At 59.2% G+C, this 23725-nt stretch carries 18 protein-coding genes; 2 read left to right on the top strand and 16 right to left on the bottom strand.

The window, feature by feature from the left end; translation table 11 throughout:
- Window positions 1–59: 59 nt before the first annotated feature.
- The 6 genes from glgB to NXC24_RS31705 form a co-directional block, all read right to left on the bottom strand.
- Window positions 60–2267, bottom strand: a complete 2208-nt coding sequence (glgB, locus tag NXC24_RS31730) for a 1,4-alpha-glucan branching protein GlgB (protein WP_104827265.1) — start codon at window positions 2265–2267, stop codon at window positions 60–62.
- Window positions 2267–5545, bottom strand: a complete 3279-nt coding sequence (gene treS / locus NXC24_RS31725) for a maltose alpha-D-glucosyltransferase (RefSeq protein ID WP_104827264.1) — start codon at window positions 5543–5545, stop codon at window positions 2267–2269. Before treS ends, glgB begins: the two co-directional genes overlap by 1 nt.
- Window positions 5546–8776, bottom strand: coding sequence for a maltotransferase domain-containing protein (locus NXC24_RS31720; RefSeq protein ID WP_104827263.1), 3231 nt, complete (start codon window positions 8774–8776; stop codon window positions 5546–5548).
- A 260-nt stretch (window positions 8777–9036) separates the two neighbouring features.
- On the bottom strand, window positions 9037–9864 hold the full coding sequence (locus NXC24_RS31715) for a nickel-binding protein (protein ID WP_104827262.1): 828 nt from the start codon (window positions 9862–9864) through the stop codon (window positions 9037–9039).
- A 155-nt stretch (window positions 9865–10019) separates the two neighbouring features.
- Window positions 10020–10841, bottom strand: a complete 822-nt coding sequence (locus NXC24_RS31710; protein ID WP_104827261.1) for an SDR family oxidoreductase — start codon at window positions 10839–10841, stop codon at window positions 10020–10022.
- 91 nt (window positions 10842–10932) lie between these two features.
- The gene (locus tag NXC24_RS31705) at window positions 10933–12126 is read right to left on the bottom strand and encodes a phytanoyl-CoA dioxygenase family protein (RefSeq protein WP_104827260.1); all 1194 of its coding nucleotides are present in this window, start codon (window positions 12124–12126) and stop codon (window positions 10933–10935) included.
- A 94-nt stretch (window positions 12127–12220) separates the two neighbouring features.
- Between NXC24_RS31705 and NXC24_RS31700 the strand changes: the two genes are divergently transcribed.
- The gene (locus tag NXC24_RS31700; protein WP_104827259.1) at window positions 12221–13243 is read left to right on the top strand and encodes a LacI family DNA-binding transcriptional regulator; all 1023 of its coding nucleotides are present in this window, start codon (window positions 12221–12223) and stop codon (window positions 13241–13243) included.
- Between the two features lie 19 nt (window positions 13244–13262).
- Here NXC24_RS31700 and NXC24_RS31695 read toward each other — a convergent pair whose 3' ends face one another.
- The 3 genes from NXC24_RS31695 to NXC24_RS31685 form a co-directional block, all read right to left on the bottom strand.
- Window positions 13263–13937, bottom strand: a complete 675-nt coding sequence (locus NXC24_RS31695) for an HAD family hydrolase (RefSeq protein WP_104827258.1) — start codon at window positions 13935–13937, stop codon at window positions 13263–13265.
- 96 nt (window positions 13938–14033) lie between these two features.
- Window positions 14034–15014 (bottom strand): mannonate dehydratase, encoded by a 981-nt coding sequence (locus NXC24_RS31690; RefSeq protein ID WP_104827257.1) that lies wholly within the window; start codon window positions 15012–15014, stop codon window positions 14034–14036.
- Between the two features lie 139 nt (window positions 15015–15153).
- Entirely contained in the window at window positions 15154–15546 is a 393-nt protein-coding gene (locus NXC24_RS31685) for a hypothetical protein (RefSeq protein WP_158704597.1), read from the bottom strand.
- A gap of 226 nt (window positions 15547–15772) precedes the next feature.
- Here NXC24_RS31685 and NXC24_RS31680 point away from each other — a divergent pair, with 226 nt between their 5' ends.
- Entirely contained in the window at window positions 15773–16135 is a 363-nt protein-coding gene (locus NXC24_RS31680) for a hypothetical protein (RefSeq protein WP_104827255.1), read from the top strand.
- 24 nt (window positions 16136–16159) lie between these two features.
- On the opposite strand, the gene ugpC is transcribed toward NXC24_RS31680, so the two are convergent.
- The 7 genes from ugpC to NXC24_RS31645 all read right to left on the bottom strand — a co-directional run bounded on the left by ugpC (window position 16160) and on the right by NXC24_RS31645 (window position 23677).
- A complete protein-coding gene (gene ugpC, locus NXC24_RS31675; RefSeq protein ID WP_104827254.1) occupies window positions 16160–17224 on the bottom strand; it encodes a sn-glycerol-3-phosphate ABC transporter ATP-binding protein UgpC in 1065 nt (354 codons plus the stop codon).
- Between the two features lie 22 nt (window positions 17225–17246).
- Window positions 17247–18761: a DUF5060 domain-containing protein gene (locus NXC24_RS31670; protein ID WP_104827253.1), complete on the bottom strand. Its 1515-nt coding sequence runs from the start codon at window positions 18759–18761 to the stop codon at window positions 17247–17249.
- A 38-nt stretch (window positions 18762–18799) separates the two neighbouring features.
- Window positions 18800–19687: a carbohydrate ABC transporter permease gene (locus NXC24_RS31665; protein ID WP_104827252.1), complete on the bottom strand. Its 888-nt coding sequence runs from the start codon at window positions 19685–19687 to the stop codon at window positions 18800–18802.
- Window positions 19684–20583 (bottom strand): sugar ABC transporter permease, encoded by a 900-nt coding sequence (locus tag NXC24_RS31660; RefSeq protein WP_104827251.1) that lies wholly within the window; start codon window positions 20581–20583, stop codon window positions 19684–19686. Before NXC24_RS31660 ends, NXC24_RS31665 begins: the two co-directional genes overlap by 4 nt.
- 95 nt (window positions 20584–20678) lie before the next feature.
- On the bottom strand, window positions 20679–21932 hold the full coding sequence (locus NXC24_RS31655) for an extracellular solute-binding protein (RefSeq protein WP_104827250.1): 1254 nt from the start codon (window positions 21930–21932) through the stop codon (window positions 20679–20681).
- An 84-nt stretch (window positions 21933–22016) separates the two neighbouring features.
- Entirely contained in the window at window positions 22017–22661 is a 645-nt protein-coding gene (gene dhaL / locus NXC24_RS31650) for a dihydroxyacetone kinase subunit DhaL (RefSeq protein ID WP_104827249.1), read from the bottom strand.
- Entirely contained in the window at window positions 22658–23677 is a 1020-nt protein-coding gene (locus NXC24_RS31645) for a dihydroxyacetone kinase subunit DhaK (protein ID WP_104827248.1), read from the bottom strand. Before NXC24_RS31645 ends, dhaL begins: the two co-directional genes overlap by 4 nt.
- Window positions 23678–23725 lie beyond the last annotated feature (48 nt).

The following is a 23725-nucleotide window of genomic DNA, read 5'->3' as shown; positions in this document are numbered from 1 at the left end:
CAAACAAGATTTTTGCGCAGTCAGCTAGCATGAGGCTGGCTCGGTGGCCGCCCTCGCAATCATCGAGGGCTTTTGATGAAGATGGTCGAGAGTGGCGGCAGCCGAAGGGATAGCGAGGCGGGGCGCCCGTTCAGCGAAGACAGGGCCGCCGGCACGGCGCCGTTCACCAAGCCGGTGCCACCATATTCATGTGCATCGCTATTGAACTCCTCGATCCATATCCCTTCGGTCGGAACGCCGATGCGATAGTTGTCGCGCGGAACGGGCGTAAAATTCGACACGACAAGGATCGAATAGGAGCGGTCTTTCGGAAACCGTAGCATCGCGAAAACGGAATTGGCCGCGTCGTCGACCACCGCCCATTCGAATCCTTGTGGATCAAGATCGCCGAACTGCAGGGCTTCCTCCCTGCCATAAAGGCCATTCAGATCTCTTACCAGACGCTGCAAGCAGGCATGTCGCGGCTGGTCGAGGACATCCCAGGTCACGGATTGATCGTGTTGCCACTCGCCCGGCTGGGCGATTTCCCCGCCCATGAAAAGAAGCTTCTTGCCCGGATAGCCCCACATGAAAGCGAGATAGGCCCGAAGATTGGCGAATTTCTGCCAGGTATCGCCCGGCATTTTCGTCAGAAGCGAGCCCTTTCCGTGGACCACTTCATCGTGGGATAGCGGCAGCATGAAGCGTTCGGAATAGGCATAGATCATGCCGAAGGTCATCATGTCATGATGATGGCTGCGGTAGACGGGATCCTTCGACATGTAAGTCAGGCTGTCATGCATCCAGCCCATATTCCATTTGATGTCAAAGCCCAGGCCGCCTTGCTCCGGTGGCTTTGTCACCCCGGGCCACGCCGTGGATTCCTCGGCGATCATGAGTGCGTGGGGGCATCGTTGATGAATGATGCTGTTGAGGTGCTTGAGGAATTCGACGGCTTCCAGATTTTCCCGTCCGCCATATTGATTGGGTATCCATTCGCCTTCATTGCGGCTGTAGTCGCGGTAGAGCATCGAAGCCACCGCATCCACCCTCAGGCCATCCACGTGGTAGCGCTCCAACCACTCCAAGGCGCTGGCGATCAGGAAGCCTTTCACCTCGTTGCGGCCGAGATTGTAAATCAGCGTATTCCAATCGCCGTGGAAACCTTCCCGTGGATCCTCGTGTTCGTATAAGGCGCTGCCGTCGAAGCGGGCGAGGCCCCAGACATCGGTCGGAAAGTGCGCGGGCACCCAATCCAGGATCACGCCCAAGCCTGCTCCATGGCACCGATCGACAAAATAAGCGAAGTCTTCCGGTGTTCCATAGCGTCCTGTCGGGGCGAAAAGGCCCAGAGGCTGGTAGCCCCAGGAGCCGCCGAACGGATACTCCATGATGGGAAGCAACTCTATGTGGGTAAACCCCATGTCATGCGCATAGGGGACGAGCCGCTGGCTGAGTTCGATCCAATCGAAAGACCTGTTGCCGTCCTGAAGATTTCGAAGCCAGGAACCCACATGCACTTCGTAGACCGAGATGGCGCTTTCCAGGCCATTTTGCGATTGCCGGGAATGGATCCACTTGTCATCGCTCCAGCGGAACGGCCTTGAGGAGGCGACGATGGAGGCTGTGGAAGGAGCAGCTTCGCTCGCCCGCGCCACCGGATCGGCTTTCTGCGGAAGGCAGGTGCCGTTTGCATCGATAATCTCGAACTTATAGCGCTCGCCGGGCGTCAGCCGGGGAATGAAGATTTCCCAAACGCCCGCAGGCGCCCGCAGGCGCATGGGGTTGCGTCGGCCGTCCCAGGAATTGAAATCTCCAACAACCGAGACCCGTCGTGCATTCGGTGCCCATACCGCAAATCGAACTCCGGCGATGCCGTCGATCTCCATGGCGATGGCGCCGAGAGTCCGGCTCAGATTGTAATGGGTTCCCTCGGAAATCAGATGGAGATCGAGTTCGCCGAGCAGAGGCCCGAAGCTGTAGGGATCCTCAGTCGTTTGAACCGCGTCCGGCCACTTGATCCGAAGGCAATAGTCCATTTTTGAAGCAATGGCGGCGGCAAATAATCCAGCGGGGTGAACAAGCTTGCAGGCCGTCAGAACATGGCCGCTCGCGGTATCGATGATATCAACCGCATCGGCGCCGGGCATGAAGACCCGCACGATCGTGAATATGCCGTGCTTATGGATTCCAAGGATGGCAAACGGATCGCCATGGCGTCCTTGCGTCAGTGCCGCAATTGCGTCGTGTGAGACGTCGGCGAGAAGATCGGCGCGTTCGATATCCACTAGCGAGCCTCCATAAGATTGGACAGGATGCCCGAAAGCCCTGCTAACGGAATGGGCAGCCATTTCGGCCGGTTCCGCGCCTCGTAGGCGACTTCATAAGCAGCCTTTTCCAGAAGAAAGGCGTCGAGAATCCTACGCCGCTGTTGGGGCGGCATGGACAGTGCAGCCGACGCAGAAATTGCTTCGAAATAGGCGGTCAAAAAAGCCCGTTCGGCATTCCCTGCGAAACGCGCGATGGCCTTCCGTCGACGCTCGTTCTCGTGCTCGATGACCGCATCGTTGTCGAGGTCGGCGGTCGCGGCGAGGTAGCTCAGCGACCGCAACAGTCCGGCCACATCCCGCAAGGGACTTGTCTTGGCCCGGCGCTCGGCAAGGTTCCTCGCGGGCTCGCCTTCGAAATCGATGATCACTGCATCGCCTTCGCTGACGAGGATCTGGCCGAGATGAAAATCGCCATGCACGCGTGTCATGAGCGTGCCGCGGACGCTTTCGGCCAGCATATCGGCGAGGTCGATAATCGATGCCTGGCGCTTCAGAAGCGGCTTAGCAAGCGCATCGATATCCGGATCGGCGGTCTCATCCATTTCCGCAAGCTTCGATAGGGCATAGGAGACTTCGCCGGTGATTGCTTTCTTCAGCAATGCGACCTCGGTATCGGCCGCAGTGACCGGTTTGAAAGCCTCCTCCTCGGTACTTTGGGCGAGAACCACATGCAACTCGCCGAGCCGCTGACCGACCATGCCGACGAAATTCGTCAGCGACTGGAAAAAATCGTCGCGCGGCTGAGCGGCCGGATCGCTCAAGGCGAATTCGTCGGCGGCGCGACGAAGATTGCTCAGCATCCAGTTCCAGGCGTCGCCCTGGTTTCGGATCGCGCCCTGGACGATGAGGAGAGTGGATCGGCGTCCGCCGGAATCCGTATGCGCAACCTCGCCCAGGAAGGGGGCAGTGTGGTCATAGCCGGCCCGGGTCAGAAAGCGCGTCATCTCGACTTCCGGGTGCATGCCGGGAAAGATATGCCGGATCAGTTTGATGATGACCAAGTCGCCGATGATCAGCGAACTATTCGACTGCTCCGCCGAGAGCCAATGGATCGGCATGTCAGCGGTCATTTCAAGATGATCGAGCTGATCGGTACCGATGAACTCTATGGTTCCCGTACGGCCGGTTGTGTGGGACCGTTCGCAAAGGCCGCGCACGATCCCGCGCGCCATCGCATCCACGGCAAATCCGTCTGTTAGGAAACCGACGCGCCGGCCCTGGCGGAGCCTGCCCAGCGCGAGCTGCTGGGCGAGTATCGGGGGCTGTGTGTCATCCCACGCTACGGCAAGCGGAAGCTGGTACGATTCCATATGATCCGGAAGCGTCGCCTCCAATTCACCAAGCACGACACCTTCGGTAAACGGAATTGGTGTCGCAGAAATCAGCCGGGCCGCCTGCAGCGTCTGGTCTTTCGCCCCAAACCAGCGGCGCTTGGCAAGATAGGCCGGCAGGATCTCGGAATTCAGGATGTTTGAATGTCTGGGCTCGTCCACCAATTCCAGCAGGTTCCGGCGGATGACCATCGTCAACAGGTCGGGGAGCTGCTCGGGAGGGGCTGTCCGCCAGGCCGGTCCGTCCGCATCGGCAACCAACTGGAACCAGAAGAAGCCGTAGGGCGGTAGTGTCAACAGGTAGGTCAATTGACCAATGGGCGGAAATGGCGACATGCCCGTCAATTCTATCGGCACACGCGCCTCGAACTGCGACAGGTCCAGTTCCACGGCCTGCGGCAGCCGGGAGAGATTGGCAACGCAGAGAATGGTTTCGTCTTCATATTCGCGGAGATAAGCGAGGATCTTGCGGTTGTCCGGCGAGAGGAACCGCAGCGAACCGCGTCCGAATGCAGGATGTTTGCCGCGCAGCGCCAGCATCCTGCGCATCCAATTCAGGAGCGAATGGGCGTCCGTGCTTTGCGCCTCGACGTTGACGGCTTCAAATCCATAGAGTGGATCGGCAATCGGCGGCAAAACGAGGCGCGCGGGGTCCGCGCGGGAAAAGCCGGCGTTGCGGTCGAAAGACCACTGCATCGGGGTTCTGACGCCGTCCCTGTCGCCCAAATAGATATTATCGCCCATGCCGATTTCATCGCCGTAATAAATCACCGGCGTTCCCGGCATGGATAGGAGAAGCGCGTTCATGAGTTCGATGCGGCGGCGGTCGCGCTCCATCAGCGGCGCAAGGCGCCGGCGGATGCCGAGATTGATGCGCGCGCGCTTATCGGAGGCGTAGGTTTCCCAGAGATAATCGCGCTCGGCGTCGGTCACCATTTCGAGCGTCAGCTCATCGTGATTGCGCAGGAATATTGCCCATTGGCAGATGTCCGGAATTTCCGGCGTCTGGCGCAGGATATCGGTGATTGGAAAACGGTCTTCTTTGGCGATCGCCATGTACATGCGCGGCATCAGCGGGAAATGAAACGCCATATGGCATTCGTCGCCGTCGCCGAAATATTCGCGCGTATCTTCCGGCCATTGGTTCGCCTCCGCCAGCAGCATCACGCCGGGATGGGTCGAATCCAACGCCGCGCGTATCCGCTTCAGGATCGCGTGGGTTTCGGGCAGGTTCTCGTTGATCGTGCCTTCCCGCTCGACGAGGTAGGGGATCGCATCCAGGCGAAAACCGTCGATGCCCGTTTCCAGCCAAAAGCGCATTACTTTCAGCAATTCTTCCATCACCAGGGGATTGTCGAAGTTCAGATCCGGCTGGTGCGAGTAGAACCGATGCCAATAATAGGCGCCGGCGACCGGATCCCAGGTCCAGTTGGATTTTTCGGTATCGACGAAAATGATGCGGGTTTCTGAAAACCTCTGATCGGTATCCGACCAAAGGTAAAAATCCCGTTCGGGCGACCCTGCTGGCGCATGGCGGGCGCGCTGGAACCAGGGGTGCTGATCCGAGGTGTGATTGATCACGAGTTCGATGATGACGTGGATATTGCGCTGATGGGCGGCGTCCACGAAGGCGCGAAAATCCTCCATCGTCCCGTAATCCGGACTGACGTTGCCATAATCGGCAATGTCATAACCGTCGTCGCGGCGCGGCGAGGGGAAGAAGGGCAGCAGCCAAATGGCGTTGATTCCAAGCGCCGCGATATGGTCGAGCTTTTGATGCAGCCCCGCAAAATCGCCGACGCCATCATTATTGCCATCGTAGAACGATTTGATATGGAGCTGATAGATCATCGCATCCTTGTACCAGAGCGGATCGCGTTCTCTGTCGCGCTGCATCGTATCCATTCATGCCTCCCTTGACCGGACGCGCCAGATCGCGAAGGGCAGGCTTTGTGGATCAAGCCTGATCCTCTGCCGTTTGCCGGTCCAACTGAAGCGACCGCCGCCGATGAGATCCTCGGCGTCCAACGTGCCGCCATCCCCGAGTGACCAGTGCCAGAGCGGTATGTCGATCTCGCTCTCCTGCGGATGATCGGGATCAAGGCTGATGGCGACGAGCAGGACGTTGTCGCGGGCAGGGTTCGCTTTTTCGAAAAAGAGAATATTTTCGTTGGGTGCGTTGAGAAGCGTTAACCCCAGATGCGAATGCAATGCGCTGTTTTCGCTTCTGATCCGGTTGAGCATCCGGATTTCGGCGATGATGTTTCCGGGCCGATTATGATCCCAGGCGCGGATCTCATATTTTTCGCTGTCGGCATATTCCTTCCGTTTGGCGTCGGGCCGTCCCTCGCAAAGTTCAAAGCCGTTATAGACACCCCAAAGACCGGAAAGGGTTGCCGCGAGCGCGGCGCGGATCAGGAAGGCCGGGCGAGGGGCATCCTGCAGAAAATCCGGATTGATATCATGCGTGTTGACGAAGAAATGCGGGCGGAAAAAATCCTTCGCGGTCGTCTGGGTGAGCTCCCGCATATATTGCTCGAGTTCCCATTTGGAATTGCGCCAGGTGAAGTATGTGTAGGATTGGGAAAAGCCGAGCTTTGCGAGCCGGTACATGACTTTGGGCTTGGTGAACGCTTCCGAGAGGAAAACCACATCCGGATGACGCGCCCTGATATCGTCAATCAGCCATTCCCAGAAAGGAAATGGCTTGGTGTGGGGATTGTCGACCCGAAACAATTTTACGCCCTGATCCACCCATAACTGGACGACCCGCAGCAGCTCGAGCCATAGTCCGGGCACCGAATCCTTCGTGTAAAAATCGACGTTGACGATGTCCTCGTATTTTTTCGGCGGGTTCTCGGCGTAACGGATCGTTCCATCCGGCCGCCAGTCAAACCAACCCGGATGCTGCTTCAGCCACGGGTGATCGGGCGATGTCTGGATGGCGAGATCGAGCGCGATCTCAAGGCCGTGATGCTCGGCCGCTTTGATCAGGCGACGAAAATCCTCGAAAGTGCCGAGTTCCGGATGGATGGAATCATGGCCGCCATCGGCAGAGCCGATGGCATAGGGGCTTCCAGGGTCGTCGGGGGTCGCCTGCAGGCTGTTGTTTCGGCCTTTCCGGTTGGTCGAACCGATCGGATGGATCGGCGGAAAATAGAGCACATCAAAGCCCATGTCGCGAATGGCCGGCAGTCGGGCGATAACGTCGTCGAAGGTGCCATGCCTGTCTGGATCGCCGCTCTGCGACCGCGGGAAGATCTGGTACCAGCTTGCATATGCCGCGCACTTCCGCTCGGCGTCGACTGCGCTAGCCTCCGAGCGAACCCGGAATGGCCGCTTGTCGGCTCGGGCCATCAGATCGGACGTATGCGCATTGAGCAGAATTGAGGTCCGCTCCGCCTGGGAGGAGAATTCCAGTTTCTGAAACAGGGCCTGCAGCTCGGCTCGAAGGGTGCCTTGCGCCTCCGCAAGTGCTGCACGAATGAGGTTCATTCCTTCCTGAATCTCGAGCTTGAGATCGAGCCGTGCCTCGTTCTTCTTCACCAGCTCATAGCGAAAGATCGCAAACAGGCTCCTCCAGGCTTCGACTGCGAATTCATAGCGACCGACCCGTTCCAGCGGGAATTCGGCCCGCCAGCGATCGTTCTCGACCAGCCGCATTTCCGCCTCGCTCCATGCGCTCGCATCCGTGGAGCGCCACATCAGAGCCGCGGCGATCGGATCATGTCCGTCGGCGAAGATGTCAGCTTCGACGGAAACGATGTCACCGACAACCCGCTTGACTGGAAATCGTCCATCATCGACCCGCGGCATGATGTTTTCGATTGCTAGGCGCGGCGAAGCGGTTGCCCGTGCAATGTCGAGCGTTGGGGCGATCGTGATGGGCGTCGATGCGGTCGCTTCGAACGCTATGATTTCTCCCGCGCGCAGGCGAAGGGTCGCATCAACCCCATTCGAGAAGGGGAGAAAGCCAGACGCCGCTTCCCGCAGCGCCATCAAAGGCGCAGGCGCACTTTGCCGAAGATCCCGGTTGAGGAGGATGATCTGGATACGATCGGCGTTCCGCAGATCTTCTTCGTTTGAATGAATGAGAGCCGATACCGGGCTTTTTGCGCTGCGGATGAGAGAAAGCGACGAATGGAATCTCGCGCCGTTCGTGCCGATTTGCGTGTTCGCAGCGCGAACCTCGGAGGAGATATCGAAGGTCAGGTCATGGCGAAGACCCCGCAATCCCGATCCGTCTCCATGGGTGGGATCGAGCGGCAGGGCGGCGCCATATTCGAATCCCATCGGAATCATGAGCCCGCCGCCCAATGACGTGGCAAGCCGCAACGCCCTTATGGACCGGCGCTCGCGTATTTCCCGGCTTTCCGTGCCGTGGGCCATCCGTTTGGCAAAGGGTGGCTCCGGAAAAGCGATTTGCCAGCCAAGCGGCTGCTGGACGCGGTGTTCCTCGATGAACCACCTTTCGTCGAAGTCCCACCAGGCCATCGATGAAAAGCAGCCGTTGAAGCCTGCACCGCCCAATCCGGCTCGCGCCTCGAAGGCGGTACCGGGCGTCCAGGCAAAGAATTGCACATTCGGCGCCTTCTCCCGGACCGCCGCGATCAAGGATCGCCATAGCTCCGGGGGCACCCGATCGGTGCCAAGGCAGCGATAACCCGATATTCCAAGCTGGGTCAGCGCCTGCAGCCGTTTTGTCCACTCTGCCAATAGCTGCGATTGCTGATCTTCCGCGGCGAGGGTGACAAGCGAGCTGTGCGCGTCCAATGGCGAGAGCCTCGGATCGAGCGGGAGCGTATCCTCGGATGCGTCGCGCGCCTTCCTGTCGAGCACGAGGTCCATCATGAGCGCCATGCCGCGCTCTCTGGCCGCCAGCGTCAAAGCTCTCAAACCATCGACGAGAGATGTTCCAAGCGAGAATTCGGGATCGAGATTTTCGAAATTCCGTGGCGCGAACACGCTGTCGCCGCCCCGCTCGAAAAGAGGTGCGGTCAGAACTGTATCGAAGCCGATGTTCTTTGCGTGGTTGAAGACTTCGCGCCAGGCATCGATCCCTCTGAGAAGCAGGGGATTGACGTAGTAAATCTGGGGTGGAGTGCTCGGCAACCCCTCGTTCGCAGTTGATGTCATCGCCGCTGCTCACGTTGGTTCGACATGAGAGTTCGACATGACAACTTTCGCCGCCGCCGCTTTGTTCCCTTTTTTATGCCGCCAGATTGGCTCGCCGACATGTTCTCCCTTGAAGCAGCATGATGCCTCTTCAGATCGTCGCGCCGGATTTTCCCGCGTCTCTAAGCAGTTACCGAATTCCTTGCTGCGGTAAGGAAAGCGCCACTCAAAGGCGAAAAAATGCTCTATACCGAGGGTCCCGCACGGTCGCGAGAATTCGTTCATTGGAGGGCGGCTTTGCACCAGTCACATTGGAAGACCAGGACAGGCTTCAAAAAACCCTTCAGCCGCCGGTGGGCCGCATGTGCGAAGAAATCGGCGGTGCCGTACTCCCGAAAAATGCTTTCCGACACGAGGATCTGGTCTGCAGAGGCCGAGGCGCACAATCGCGCAGCAAGTTGAACGGTCGAGCCGAACAAGTCATTGCTGTCCTCGACGGGCTCGCCGCAATCCAATCCGATGCGTATATGAAGCGGCTCAAGGTTGCCCTGATTGTAAAGCTCGAATTCCTGCTGGATCGCTATTGCGCAATCGACGGCTGCGGTCGTTGAGACGAACGTCGCCATGATGCCATCGCCGGTATGTTTCACCTCGCGGCCTGAAGAACGGGCAAGGCATCTGCGAACAATGGCGTCATGAGCCCTCACCAACTCGGTCGCCATGCGGTCGCCGAGACGCGACGTCATTTCGGTCGAGCCGACGATATCGGTGAAGAGAATTGCCCTATGGGCGGCATCCATTGCGACCGAGGACTGTCCTGACGCCGGCTCGGGATCGTGAATTCGGCCGAGAAATGCCTCGACCGCCGACAGCGCGACTTCGACAACTTCTGCGGCGATAAAGCCATGTGCCTCGCGGTGCACGCATTGAGCCGTTTCCATATCGGGCGCGTCCATCAGGCAAAATGCAGTTCCGCGCCGCTCGTCGAACCAGTAGGTGAGGAACTTGACCCCATACTGATCTTGAATGTCGAGGTCCTTACGATGTGCTTCGGCAATATCGGCTGCTGTGACCCCCGCAAGATCATGCCGGTCCATGAAGATGGCCATTCTGCGCCCCCGCTGGAATCTCCCCGTGTATATTAGTTTACCCTAAAGCCTTGTCGTGGCCCATATCATCCTTACAGGTGACGGACGGAAAGGATCTGATGGGCGGTCGCCGCGGCACGGCGCGCATTCCTGCGCGCCGATCGTTTGAGCCCTTTTCAGAGGGCCGCTACCGGATGCGGCGATCCGTCGTAAGCGCCCCAGACCGATTGATCGAAACAAATAACCGAGCCGGTCATGAGACCGGATTCGGCCGACGAAAGGTAGGCGCAGGCGCGGGCCACCTCTTGTGGGTCGACCAGACGGCCGAAGGGCTGGCTCGCCGCTGCCTTTTCCAGCCAGTCGTCGGGCGCATCGTGATATTCCTTCTGGATCCGGTCTTCGCCTTCAGAGGCCATCCAGCCGATGTTGAGGCCGTTGACGCGGATACGGTTGCGCAGCAGTGCGTAGGCGGTGTTTTTCGTCAAGGTTTCCAGCGCGCCCTTAGAGGCGCAATAGGCGACGATGAAGGGCTGGCCGGCCTTGGCGGACATCGAGCCGATATTGACGATCGTGCCTTCGATCTTCTCGCGCCTCATGACTTTGACAGTTTCCTGCATCAGGAAGAACGGCGCCCGGACATTAACGGCGAACATGGCATCGAAAAGCTCGGGACTGGTGTCCAGAATGGTGCCGCGATCGGTGATGGCGGCGGCGTTGACCAGCGCATCGACACGACCGAAGGTCTGGTCGCAGACATGCACGACATTGCGTGCCTCGTCGACATTGCCGAGATCGGCTTTCACGTAGACGACCTTTGCGCCTGTTGCAGCCGAGATCTCCTCGGCCGTGGCCTTGCCCTTCACCTCGTTGCGGCCGCAGATGACGATGCCCTTGGCGCCGCGATCGGCAAAGAGACGGGCGATGGTGGCGCCGAGCCCCTGTGTGCCGCCGGTGACGATAGCGATCTTGCCGTCGAGACGGCTGTGGTCTGTGCTCATGTGGTTCCTCCCGGAAATGGTCTATTACGATATGCGGAAAGCCCTCGCGGATGCGAGAGGCCTCATCTTGTTGGACGCGTCTTCGGTCCTGTCAGGTCAGCTTCTTGTCCGCCTGTTCGGCAAGCGCCTTGCTGAAAGTCGCGTCACTCCAGTTTTCCTCCAGCGCCTCGTGCATCAGTTGCGCCTGCGTCTTTGGCGCGAGGCCGCCGATGGGCGGGTCGCGGTCGAGATTGGTTGGGAAGGAATAGCCTTCGGCACAGGCGGCAATGGCGTTCGACACTTCCGCCGCGGAGAGCTTGCCTGCTGATTTCAGTTCCTTCAGCGCCGGAAACAGGCGTGCGCTCATGCGTTCGCGATTGACCGTTTCCATGGCGCGGCCGAAGGCAGAGGAAACCTGCAAAAGGTTAGCCACGCGCTTGATATCGGCCGAGCGGTTGTTGCCGGCCGCGTGGAAGAGGGCAGGGTTGAAGAAGACGACATCGCCTTTTTCGAGCGGAAGCTGAACATGGTTGCGATCGAAATAGTCACGGAACTCCTGGCGCTTCAGCGCGAGATAGCCGGGCACATAGGTCTGGCTGTGCGGCAGGAAAAGCGTCGGTCCGCTTTCGAGCGGCATATCGCAATGGGCAACCGCGCCCTGCAAGGTCAGAACAGGTGAGAGCCTGTGCACATGGGCCGGAAACTGCTCGATCACCTTCGATGTCTGGAAACCGAGGTGGTAATCGCGGTGAGCGGACTGCGCCGCGCCGCCGGGATTGACGCGATTGACCTGCGCCGTCATCTGGTAGTTTGGTCCGAGCCAAGCTGCGCTGGCGATGGCGACAATGGCATTGCCGTAATATTCCGCGAAGTTGGCGGGATCGGCGAGGCAATGTTTTTCCAGCGAATTCCAGATGCGGTCATTGGCGCCGGGCTTGGCGAAGTGGTCTCCGCCGCCGGTGGCCGTGCGATGCTGTTCCTTGATGATGTCGTCGAAAATCGTGCTGGCGCGATCGATGACGGAGAGATCCTCATAAGCGCGCTTGAAGACGACAACGCCTGGACCTTCGCCGAAGGCCTCGCAGATTTCAGTGAGCACGGCGCGACGGCCTTGAGGATCGGCAATGTCAGCCAGAACCTTGCGGCTGTCGTAGATCAGGACGTTTTTCTCGACGTGATCGGCGGTCGGATAGTCTGAAAGCGAGGTGGTCTTCTCAACCAGAGTGCGAAAATCGTCGAGGTCACAGGCGTCCTCGGTCAGCCAGACGCGGTCGGCGCGCTGCTTCTGAAGATTGTCGGTTTTCATCAGATGTTCCTCCATCCCTGATGGAGGCACTATACGGCACATGCCGGTGTGTTATAGATCACAAATCCATCAAAAAACCATCAGAACGAGCCGCATGTCACATCCATTTCTCGTCAAGGACATCGCTTTTCAAGCCGGCCTCAGCACTGCGACCGTCGACCGGGTGCTGAACGGGCGGGCAGGCGTGCGCCAGCAGTCAGAGATGCGGGTGAAGGCGGCGATCGCCGAGTTGGAAAAGCAGCAGGCGGGGGTTGCAGTGAGCGGGCGGACGCTGGCAATCGACATCGTGATGGAGACGCCGGCGCGTTTTTCCGATGCCGTGCGCGCTGCCTTCGAAGCCGAGGTTGCGACCTTTTTGCCGACGGTCTTCCGCTGCCGTTTTCATTTTGCGGAAGTCATGAAGCCGCTTGAAATGGTGCACCTGCTCGATCGCATCCGGCTCAGAGGTACCCATGGGATCGTGCTGAAAGCTCCCGATATTCCCGAGATTACGGCTGCGGTCGAGCGTGCGGCCAAAGCCGGCATCACCGTCGTTACCCTGGTGACGGACCTGCCAAATTCTTCGCGCGCGGTTTACGCAGGCGCCGACAATCGTGCCGCCGGCGAGACGGCGGCCTATCTTGTCGGGAATTACTTCGCTGGGGCCGCCGCCCGGGTGCTTGTAACGTTGTCGAGCGGTCGCTTTCGCGGCGAGGAGGAGCGGGAAATCGGCTTTCGCCGCGTCCTTCGCGAGCGTTATCCGCAGATCGGCGTTGCCGAAATCAGCGAAGGCCACGGCGCCGACGCTGCCACGGGAATCCTCGCCGCCCGCGCCATCGCGGCGGATGCGACGATCAATGCGGTCTATTCCATTGGCGGCGGAAACAGGGCGGTGCTTGCCGCCTTCGAGGAGGCCGGGAGGGACATCCGCATTTTTGTCGCGCATGATCTCGATGCCGACAATCGCGCACTCCTTGCCGCAGGCAAGATTGGTTTTGTGTTGCATCACGACCTGCGAACAGATGCACGTTCGGCATTTCGAGCAATCATGAGCGGTGTGGTGAAAGAGCGCGTGGCGCCGGCTGTGCTGTCTGCGGTGGAAATTATCACGCCCTACAATATGCCTGCGGGCAACTGACGCGTCGGCGTTTTCCCGCTCAGCGCCGCCCTCCCACTTCATCGATGTGATAGAGAAGGTCGGCCGGATCTTCATAGACGCGGATCGCCCCGGCATCCTTGAGTTCTTCGCGGCCATAGCCGCCGCTCAGCAGCCCGACCCCGAGCGCCTTGCAACGCGTCGCCGCAAGCATGTCCCAGATGGCGTCTCCTACGACAATAGAATTTTCTATCGCAACCCCGAGGGCTTCTGCTGCGGCAATAAACAGGTCCGGGTCGGGCTTGGCGTATTTGACCTTGTCCCGGGTGATGATCGGGAATGCCGTCGAGTCGATCCCCAATGCGGCAATATTGACCGCTGCCGTCTCCATGCGGCCGCTTGTGGCGATCGCGAAACGAATTCCGGCGTCCGAAAGCCAGCGGAGAAGCTCGCTTGCGCCGGGAAGAGGCCGTATCTGGGTGCCGAGACGGCGATAGGCATCGGCATGAAGTTGCCGCAACCGCTCATTTTTCTCGTCGGTTGTCTCGATGCCGGTTTCACGAAGCAATTGGTTGGTGAACAGGCCGCCGCTCATTCCGATTTTTCGATGGATGCGCCATATCGAGAGCTCGATACCTTCGGCATCCAAGGCTTCTTTCCACGCCAGCACATGCTGATAGACGCTGTCCACCAACGTGCCGTCAAGATCGAATAGAAAGGCATGTTCAATGCGCATGGAACTCTCCTACCCCAGATCTAGGGGAGGAGCGAAAGGCATCAATGGGAAAAGGGTGCAGAAAGGCTCTCCTAACGGCGACGAGGCTCATGGCCGCTACCGCTTATCGCTCTCCAGCACCTGCAGCATGGCGGCAATGTAGCCATAAGTGAAAGCAAAGGCGGTGTTTTCCGGATCGCGCCCGGAGAGGCGCGGCACATGATCCGGCATGATCATATATTGGTAGCCGACCTCGGCGTAGGTTTTCAGCGAGCGCCACATATCCATGTCGCCTTCCTCCGGAAAGGTCTCCATGAAGGAGAGCTTGCGGCCGCGGATGTTGCGGAAGTGGACGTTGAAGAGCTTGCCCCGCTCTCCGAACCAGCGGATGACGTCGAAGATTTCCTCGGCTGGATTGTCGAGCATCTCGCCGACCGTGCCCTGGCAGAAATTCAGCCCATGGTAGGGGCTCTCATGCATCTGGACGAACTTCTTCAGGCCTTCGACGCTGCCGAGAACGCGCGTGACCCCGCGATAGCCCGGCGGCGTATAGGGATCGTGCGGATGGCAGGCAAGACGCACTTTGCAGGCTTCGGCGACCGGAACGACGCGTGACAGGAAATAATCGATGCGCTCCCAATTCTCCTCCTCGCTGAGGATGCCGGCGATCGAAGGCGGAGCATCGTGATCGGCCCTTTCCCAGCGAAAGGCCTCGTTTCTCGATCCGCCGCGGCCGGTTTCCATCTCCGTACGAGGGATCCCGATGATATTGAGATTGTATTTGACCGAGGGAATGCCGACTGCGGCGGCATTCTCGATCAGGCGGCAGATGGAATCGATTTGGCGATCGCGATTCGGTCCGGCCGTCAAAATGTCCGGGCTGTATTGCCGTTCGATCACGTTCGAGCTCATAGGGAGCTGGATCATATCGAGAATGAGGCCGAAGCTCTCGATATGGTCACGATGGGCCTTGAGAATATCAAGCGTCCAGTCGTGCGGATTGCCATCGGGATCGGCATTGACGTGCCTGACGCCCAACTGTGCCATGACCCGGTAGTCATCATCGTCGCGAGCCTGAAACTGCGTACCGACATACATGTGAAATCCTCTCCTCGAATCTCGCCAATGCTAAGCAGCGGGAAGGCGAATTCCTCCCATCAAATCGCGTTGGCGGCAATCCGCCGCGGCTGGAGCAGGCGAAGACCTCAAGCGGCATTGGGAGACGAATTCAGCTTCCTTAGTGGATCGTACTGAGCACTGTCGGGCTTGCGGCAAGATTGTCGACAAGCACCGTTGTCGCATAGCAGGCGACTATTAGTTGAGCTGAAAAGCTCAATACAGGTCTCCAGTTGCGGGCAGGCCGAGATCGATTGTCGGTTGCGATGGAGCAGGTCTCGGCCTCAAGCGGCGCAGCCTCCAGGGTTTTGGCGCCGGAGGCCAGAAGCACGAGAATGTTGAATATGATGAACTGGCGCGGGCTCGCCCCGATAGTACAGAACATGAGATTGCAGCACAGACAGGCGGCGCAAAGGCAGACACGTTGCTGCTTGCCGAGAAAGCATTTTAAGGCGCTCAATCCATTCAGAATTCGTCCCGGATTGCTCCATCTGGCATTGCGGATTGGTTTCACATCCTGCCTCCCTGCTCGAATCAGGCAGGCCAAGGAAACCAGCTTTCGCCGGCCGCATGTGTTGCATTGTATTACGGCAAATTCTTTTAGTTTGCGGCGGTCAAGCCCATTGGGCGTGGGCATCAAAGGATGCGCCACGCCGCTGCAACAAAATGAAACAAGATACAACACTGCTTTACATCGAAAAGCTCTATGTTTGCCTCGAATTTGAATGAGAGGTCACGAGATGCTTTTGGATTCTCCTTCACAGCATGGTCAGGCAGATGTGCTGATCTGCCTCGACAATCAGCAGGTCGCCACGCGCATCGGCTCGGTCCTGTCCGCGCGCGGGCTGACGGTTGCCGCCGTTCCGGCTTCCGGCATGGATGCGGAATTCGAAACGAAGGGCTGCCAGGTTGTCGTGACGCATACAGCTATGATCGGACGGGTGCGCAACCGCCTGCGCCTGCCGGTGGTCAATGTCGAGGCGTTCATATTCGAGCGGCCGGATCATTCCGCTGAAGGCGCCCCGAAGCAGTTTGACGGCGCAGCCTTCGTAAAACGTGTCCTGACGGTCATGAGCGATGCCGAACGGCGATCGACGCGATGACGGGCACGATAACAGCGCCAGTTTCTACAGGCGCTGTTGGGTCTGCCTGTCGAAGAAGTGGATGCTCGGCGATTTGAGGGAGAGTTTCACCGTCTGGTCCGGCACCAATTCGGCGCGCTCGCGCATGACCCATGTCAGTTCGCGCCCTTCCAGATCGAGGGCGACATGGGTTTCCGAGCCGGTCGGCTCGACGACGGTGACCTTGGCCGGCACTCCGCCATCCGTTGCGAAGGATATGTCTTCGGGGCGAATGCCGACGATGACATCGCGGTCGCCGGCCTGGACCGGAGCCGCCAGGAGCTCGATTGCGGTGCCGCTCGGGAGTGTGAGCCTCGGATTCGAGCCGCCCGTCAACCTGCCTTCCAGGAAATTCATTGCGGGGGATCCAAGGAAGCCCGCGACGAAGACATTCCTTGGCCGATCGTAAAGCTCGAGCGGCGTTCCGATCTGCTCGACTTTCCCGCCCTGCAGCACGACGATCTTGTCGGCCATCGTCATCGCTTCGATCTGGTCGTGCGTGACATAGACGATCGTCGTCTTCAGCCGCTGATGCAACGCCTTGATTTCGGCCCGCATCTTGACGCGCAATTTGGCATCGAGGTTGGATAGCGGTTCGTCAAAGAGGAACACTTTCGGATCGCGTACGATGGCGCGTCCCATGGCGACGCGCTGGCGCTGGCCGCCGGAAAGTTGCGCGGGCTTGCGGCCAAGCAGGGGCTGAAGCCCGAGGATCTGTGCCGCCTCACCGACTTTTCGGTCGATCTCCGTCCGCTTAGCGCCGGCCAATTCCAGCGCAAAGCCCATGTTTTGGGCGACCGTCATCTGCGGATAAAGCGCATAGTTTTGGAAGACCATCGCGATGTCGCGATCCTTCGGCGGCAGGTTGTTGACCACGCGGCCGCCGATCGAGATTTCGCCGCCGGTGATTTCCTCCAGCCCCGCAATCATCCGGAGAAGGGTCGACTTGCCGCAGCCCGATGGCCCGACGAGAATGACGAATTCGCCGTCCGATATATCGACATCGACTCCATGGATGATATCCGCCGCTCCGTAGGATTTCCTGACGCTTTTGATGCTCAATCCGGACATGAAATTCCTCCTGTAGACCCGATCAGTTCTTCTTGCGGATGCGAAGGGCCTGGTACGGCTTACCCGGCAGTTCGACGCCAAAGGCTGCATCCGCCTTGCCGCCGCGCACGATTGCGCCGTGCCGGGTGGGGTGCGGGATCGGGGCTTCCACTTTCTTTGCGGGGGTGATCGTCATCTCCCAGGTGTCGATGATGTCGACATCGTAGTCAGTGCCGTCTTTGGGCAGGCCGGTGGACCAGACGACGGGCTGGTGCTCGCCAAGATAGATATAACGGAGATCGCCATCTTGGGCGCCCGAGACGCGCGTCCAGGGCCATTCACCACTTGCGCCGAGCGGCTCTAGCCCCTTGACCACATCTTTCTCCAGCAGGTCGCGCAGGAAGCCGATGCGTTTCCACGCCTCGCCATGCAGTTCCCCGCCTTTCGCCCACCAGATGAGGTCTTGCGGATGGGAGTAGGTTTCGCCGTGGCCGGCATAGCCGCCGCGCGTCACCGTGATCCAGAAACGATGCACCAGTTCCTGCGGCGTCAGATTGCCCCAGGATTGGATGATGTTGCCTTCATATTCAGGCTCGTCATTGACGACCGGCTTGCCGTAGGCGTCGCGCCATTCCTGCGTGCGCTTCACATCCCAGTTCTGGATGCAGGTGTGGGTCACCCAGGGCTTGCGATGATCGAAGTTCATCGTCGGTTCGCCATTATGGATGGACTTCAGATGGCCGTAGGGGTCGTTCTCTTCGAGAATATGGAAATAACGATCCCACTGCGCCATCGGCTTGGTGTCGAGAAGGAAGTCATATTCGTTGGCGAGCGCCCACCAGACGTTCCGATAGGCGGCAAGCCGCGCCGCGAGATAGGCGACATAGCGGAAATCCTGTTCGGCCGACATGTCGGCATAACCCCAGCGATCGTAGGGGTGAAACATGATGATGTCGGCCTCGATGCCGAGTTCGCAAAGTGCCGCCACCTGCTTTTCAAAATGCCGGAAGGCGACCGGGTTGGGCCGATCGAAATCCTCTTTGCCATCGGCAGCCTTTTCGAAGCAGGGATGGAGAGGTTCGTTGACATTATAGGGATAGTCCTTTGGAAACACGCCCATGCGGATCTTGTTGAAGCGCGCCTTCTTCAGGGTATCGAGTGTCTGCGCCTGCATCTCCAGCGGCTGATGTGTCCAGGCATAGCAGGTCGTCCCGAACGAAAGGAACGGCTTGCCGTCGGCATAGGCGAAATGAAACTTGTTGCGCACGCGCACGGGGCCGTGATTGCCCTGCGAGGGTTTGGTGGCGGTCAGCGAGCCGGTCTTGCCGTCGAGTTCCGGGGTCTTCGAACGCGTCCTGAAGGACCATTCACCTTCATTGTCGGGCATGAAGCGGAGGCGATAGACGCCGTCGCCGTCATAGAAACCGGGCACGCGGATTTCGCGGCTGTTCTGGCTGAACACGGCATCGAATGCTGCGTCGAGATAGGGATTGCCGCCCGAAGGACCGTTGAAAGCGGCCTCGAAGACGCCCCATTTTTCGACGGTTGCACTGGACATGATATTCTCCTCGAAAGACTTGCCGATTAGGTGATTGATCAGCCCTTGACGGCGCCGGAGGTGAGGCCGGAGACGAAATATCGCTGAAAGATGAGGTAGACGAGCGTTGCCGGCAGCACGGTCATGACGATCGCGGCATTGAGCTGGCCGTAGTCGTTTGAAAACTGTCCCTGGAAGGACATGAGCCCGAGCGGCAGCGTCCACATGTGCTGATCCTGCAGGAGCACAAGCGCCATGGCGAATTCGTTCCAGGTCGAAACGAAATCAAGGATGAGCAGCGCGGCGAGTACCGGCAGGCAAACCGGCAGGAATATCCGGCGGAAGATGGTGAAATGGCTTGCACCATCGATCAGAGCGGCTTCGGACAGCTCCTTTGGAATGCCTTTGAAGAAGCCGTGCAGGATGAAGACCTGATAGGGAACGCCGAAGGCGATGTAGGGCAGGATCACGCCGGGATAGGTATCGATGAGGCCCAGTGAATTGACCAGTGTGAAGAGCGGCGCCAGCATGACCTGGAAGGGGATCATCGTGCCGAAGACGACGAGAAGCAGCAGTATCTTGCTGAACCTCAGCCGGATCTTGGCGAGCGCATAGGCCGCCATCGCTGAAAGGATAAGCCCGAGCGGCACTTTGATGACGGTAATGATGGTGCTGTTCAGGAAGGCGTTGGCAAAATTGCCGCGACCCCAGGCGCTCGAATAATTCTCGAAAGCCGGATTGAGGGGCGGCACAAAGGCGCCCGTCGTCGTCACATCAGCCTGCGTTTTGAGCGACGTGAAGACAATGAAGACGAAAGGCGCAAGCCAGATCGCGGCGACGAGGAGCAGCGCGATCCATAAGCCGATCAGGACTGGATCCCGCTTGCGCTTTGCCGGAATGATGGTCTCGAAGCCATCCGACATGGATGATGCCGATGCTGCCGTCATTGTTCGGCCTCCTCATGCTTCTGCGTCCATCGAAGGTAGGGAATGACGATGGCGATGGTGATGAGCAGCAGGACAACGGAGATCGCAGCACCGCGGCCGAAATCAAAGATTTGCATGGCTTGCGTGAAGGCCCAGAGCGCCAGCATCTGCGTGGATTGCGCCGGCCCGCCGCCCGTCAGGCCGTAGACAATGTCAAAGGCCTTCAGCGACGAGATGACCGATAACACCAGAACGATTGTCAGCGTGGTGCGCAGCGCGGGGAGGGTGACGTATCGGAAGATGTTCCAGCGCCCGGCGCCATCGATGCGTGCGGCCTCGACTAGCGTTTGCGAAACATTTTGCAGGCCTGCGAGAAACAGAACCATGGAGAAGCCGACGGATTGCCAGAGGTAGGCGACGAAGACCGAATAGAGCGCGATGTCCTTATTGCCGAGCCAGTCCTGAATCCAGTCCTGCAGCCCCATGGACGTCAGAATCTCGGTGAAAAGGCCGAAGAAGGGATCGTACATCCACTTCCACATGGTCGCGACCGCGATCGGGGCGATAATGACCGGCAGATAGAAGATGGCGCGGAAGGTATTGCGGGCGAAAAGCTTCTGATTGAGGCTCAGCGCCAGCAGCAGGCCGATCATGGGCGGGAAAATCACGCACATAATCGTCCAGATCACCGTGTTGCGGAAGGCCACCCAGAAAACGGGATCCTGCGTGAAGATATATTGATAGTTGGCCAGGCCGACGAATGGACGTTGGGGATCGAGGCCATTCCATTTCTGAAAGCTCAGCACCACCACGTTCAGCATCGGATAAAGCGCGAAAATCGCGTAGATCAGCATGGCCGGGGCGAGCAGGATCGCTGCCTGAACGCGAGGGTCATGTGTTCGATTGCGGAATAACATTCTGATTGCTCCCGGCGGCAACTGACGCGTGGGCATAGAGTGAGGGAAGCCGCCCGCTGCGATTGGCATTCGGACTGGCGGCCTCCCTCGAGGGATTACGTGCGACCCGCGATGAAGGTCTGCAACTGTTTGGCGGCATCGGCCGGCTGGATATTGCCGGCAGCGACGTCGTTGATCACCCGGAAGTATTCGGTGGTGACATCAAGCGGGAATGCCTGGTCGCCATTCATGTAGACCTTGCTGTAGGTCTTGAAGATATCCAGCCATTTCGCCTCGAGCGGCTTCTGGTTGGTGTACTGGATATTCTTGTTGACCGAGATCGAGCTGATCTGCCCGACGAGATCCTGCTGTACTTTGGTCGACAGGAAATAGTCGAGGAACTTGGCGGCGAGATCCGGATCCTTACTCTTGGTGCTGATGTAATTGTATTCGGCAAAGCCATAGAGGCGGTTGGTGTTCGTCGGGAACGGCACGACGCCGTAATCGTCGAGGTTGACCTTGCTGCCGCTCAACTGGCTGACCAGCCAGTCGCCTTCGAGCATCATCGCGGCACGGCCGGCGACGAACAGTGTGTAGGACTGCTGGTTGCTGATGCCCATGAAGGGTTTCAGCGTGTAGTCCTTGGTCCACTTGGCAAATTCGGTGAAGGCATCGGTGGCGCAGGGTTCTTTGGTCCAGTCGGCCTTCATGGCCATCAGCGCGTCGTGCTTGTCGGCGCCGCATTTGGTTTCGAGCAGCACGTCCATCAGACGCATGACGTGCCAGTTGACCGAGCCGCCGAAGGTGAAGGCCGGAATTCCAGCCGCCTTGAGCTTGTCGGCCGCCGCCAGCAGTTCCTCATAGGTCTTCGGCTCCTCGGCGATGCCGGCCTTCTGGAAGAGCTTCTTGTTGTAATAGATCGCTTCGCCCTTGAAGGTGAAGGGCACGCCATGCTTGCCACCCGGATAAAGATCGGCAAAGGCGGCGGCGGACGGTAGCAACTCGTCGTTCCACTTGTACTGGGTATAGTACTTGTCGAGCGGCAGCGAGAGGCCGGCTTTCACATATTCGCCGCCGAGACCAAGCCCGGCCCAGCTAAAATAGATGTCGGGTCCCTTGCTGGAGCCTGCTGCCACGCGAAGCGCGGTCTTGTGTTCATCGACGCCGCGTTGGACGATTTCGATATGGGTGCCGGGATTGGCGGCCTCGAAATCCGCCGCCACCTTCTTGAGGGCACCGTTTGCCGCGCCGTTGTCGAAATTGAGCGTCCATAGTGTCAGGTCCTGCGCCTGGACACTCGTCGCCGCAAAGGTTGCTGCAGCAATCGCCATCGCGCCAAATCGTTTTGCATATTTGGAGTTGATGCGCATTTCCCGTCCTCCTCTGAACAATGCTGAGGGCGGTTTTGGCAAATCAACAGGCACATGTCAACTGGTATGATGAGGTCATCATCATTAAGGTAGGAAGAACCCTTTGAAGCAAGAGATGACGACCGTTGCCGAGGCTGCTCCCGGATCGATATGGCCCAAGGCGCGCTCGCCAAGCCTGGAAGAACGCCCCTTTGTGGCCACCATATGCTTCGTTGCTTCCGTCCCGGCTTCGGCGGCGATCAGAGCTTCCGAGAGACAATCCGCCAGCGACAGCCCCTTGTCGCGCGCCGCTCGGCAGGCGGTGGCGGCGGGCGCCCAGGCGTCGACCATGGTCTTCTCCCCGACCTCCGCCTTGCCGCGGTCCTGGATCCCTTTGGCAAGCGCAACGAAGGCGTCCACCATGTCGTCATCCGTCAGCGACGGCTTGCCCTTTACCGCGGCGCCCGCACGCATCAAGGCGGTGGCATAGAGCGGGCCGGATGAAGCGCCGACGGCGTTCAGGAAAGCCTTTGCCGCTGTATTGAAGACGAGTGTCGGATCGGCCGTTGCCGAATCCAGTGGCACAACGGCCTTCGCGGCCCCCGAAAAACCGAGCTCCATGGCTATACCGTGATCGGCATCGCCGATGACGCCGTCGAGCTCGCATAAACGGTCTTTTTCGCGGGTCATCGCTTCCGCGATGAGGTTCAGAAGGGATTTGAGATCGTCAACGGTGATTGTCTTGGTCATCGGAGCACTTCACCAGAACGGAACATCGCACAATCACAGGGATGATCGATCAGTCGTTGCAGTTCATCGTCCAAATGCATCAACGTGATCGAGGCACCGGCCATCTCCAGCGACGTGCAGTAGTTCCCAACCAGCGACAAGTGGATCTCTATGCCAGCAGCATCGAGCGTCATCTTGACCTTCCGCATCATGATGTAGAGTTCCATCAGCGGCGTCGAGCCGAGCGAGTTGACAAGCACGGCCACCCGGTCGCCCCGTACGGGCTTCATCTCACCGAGGATTTTATCGAGCAGTTCGGCGGTCACCTGATCGGCCGGCTTGAGCGGACCGCGGGCAACGCCCGGCTCGCCATGAATGCCCATGCCGATTTCCATCTCATCCTCGCCAAGCTGAAAATTCGGCTTGAGCGTCTGAGGCAGCGAGCAGGGCGATAGCGCAACGCCGATCGTGAAGGTGCGGTCGTTCGCCCATCGCGCGATCCGCTCCACTTCGTCCAGGCTGTACATCAGATCGCAGGCAGCGCCGGCGGCCTTGAAGACAAAAACATTGCCGGCGACGCCGCGCCGGCGGTCCCGTTGGTCGACGGGAGCGGAGGCGACGTCGTCCGTCGTCAGCACGGTGCGGACCTCGATGTCATCCATGGCGAGCATTTCGGCCGCCATATCGAAATTCATGACATCGCCGGCATAATTACCATATAAGAACAGGACGCCGGCGCCGCCATTGACCGCCTTGGCGCATTCGATGATCGGATCCGGTGGCGGAGAGGCAAAGACATTTCCGATTGCTGCAGCATCGGCAAGCCCTTTGCCGACATAACCCAGGAAGGTCGGCTCGTGCCCCGAGCCGCCGCCGACGACCATGCCGACCTTGCCGGGTCGCGGCCCCTGGATTGCGACGAGTGACCGCGGCGATCCTTCGAGGGCGCGCACGTGGCGGGGATGAGCCGCCAGAATGCCTGCCAGCATCTCGTCCACGGCGGCTGCGCCGTCATTGATAAGCTTCTTTGTCTTCACGTCAGTCCTCCCGGTCATCTCGCTTCGGAAGACTAAGTTGCGCTTCTC

Source organism: Rhizobium sp. NXC24, assembly GCF_002944315.1.
Taxonomy (GTDB): Bacteria; Pseudomonadota; Alphaproteobacteria; order Rhizobiales; family Rhizobiaceae; genus Rhizobium.
The sequence above is the reverse complement of the archived record's forward strand: the minus strand, read 5'-3'. Positions and strand labels throughout refer to the sequence as shown.

Bases quoted from the DNA above. Each gene is read 5' to 3' on its own strand.
- NXC24_RS31665 (WP_104827252.1), bottom strand. From the start codon at position 19,687: ATGACGGCAGCATCGGCATCATCCATGTCGGATGGCTTCGAGACCATC.
- NXC24_RS31680 (WP_104827255.1), top strand. From the start codon at position 15,773: ATGCTTTTGGATTCTCCTTCACAGCATGGTCAGGCAGATGTGCTGATC.
- NXC24_RS31705 (WP_104827260.1), bottom strand. From the start codon at position 12,126: ATGAAAACCGACAATCTTCAGAAGCAGCGCGCCGACCGCGTCTGGCTG.
- NXC24_RS31715 (WP_104827262.1), bottom strand. From the start codon at position 9,864: ATGGCCATCTTCATGGACCGGCATGATCTTGCGGGGGTCACAGCAGCC.
- dhaL (WP_104827249.1), bottom strand. From the start codon at position 22,661: ATGACCAAGACAATCACCGTTGACGATCTCAAATCCCTTCTGAACCTC.
- NXC24_RS31695 (WP_104827258.1), bottom strand. From the start codon at position 13,937: ATGCGCATTGAACATGCCTTTCTATTCGATCTTGACGGCACGTTGGTG.
- NXC24_RS31660 (WP_104827251.1), bottom strand. From the start codon at position 20,583: ATGTTATTCCGCAATCGAACACATGACCCTCGCGTTCAGGCAGCGATC.
- NXC24_RS31670 (WP_104827253.1), bottom strand. From the start codon at position 18,761: ATGTCCAGTGCAACCGTCGAAAAATGGGGCGTCTTCGAGGCCGCTTTC.
- NXC24_RS31710 (WP_104827261.1), bottom strand. From the start codon at position 10,841: ATGAGCACAGACCACAGCCGTCTCGACGGCAAGATCGCTATCGTCACC.
- NXC24_RS31655 (WP_104827250.1), bottom strand. From the start codon at position 21,932: ATGCGCATCAACTCCAAATATGCAAAACGATTTGGCGCGATGGCGATT.
- NXC24_RS31690 (WP_104827257.1), bottom strand. From the start codon at position 15,014: ATGTATGTCGGTACGCAGTTTCAGGCTCGCGACGATGATGACTACCGG.
- NXC24_RS31700 (WP_104827259.1), top strand. From the start codon at position 12,221: ATGTCACATCCATTTCTCGTCAAGGACATCGCTTTTCAAGCCGGCCTC.
- treS (WP_104827264.1), bottom strand. From the start codon at position 5,545: ATGGATACGATGCAGCGCGACAGAGAACGCGATCCGCTCTGGTACAAG.
- NXC24_RS31720 (WP_104827263.1), bottom strand. From the start codon at position 8,776: ATGACATCAACTGCGAACGAGGGGTTGCCGAGCACTCCACCCCAGATT.
- ugpC (WP_104827254.1), bottom strand. From the start codon at position 17,224: ATGTCCGGATTGAGCATCAAAAGCGTCAGGAAATCCTACGGAGCGGCG.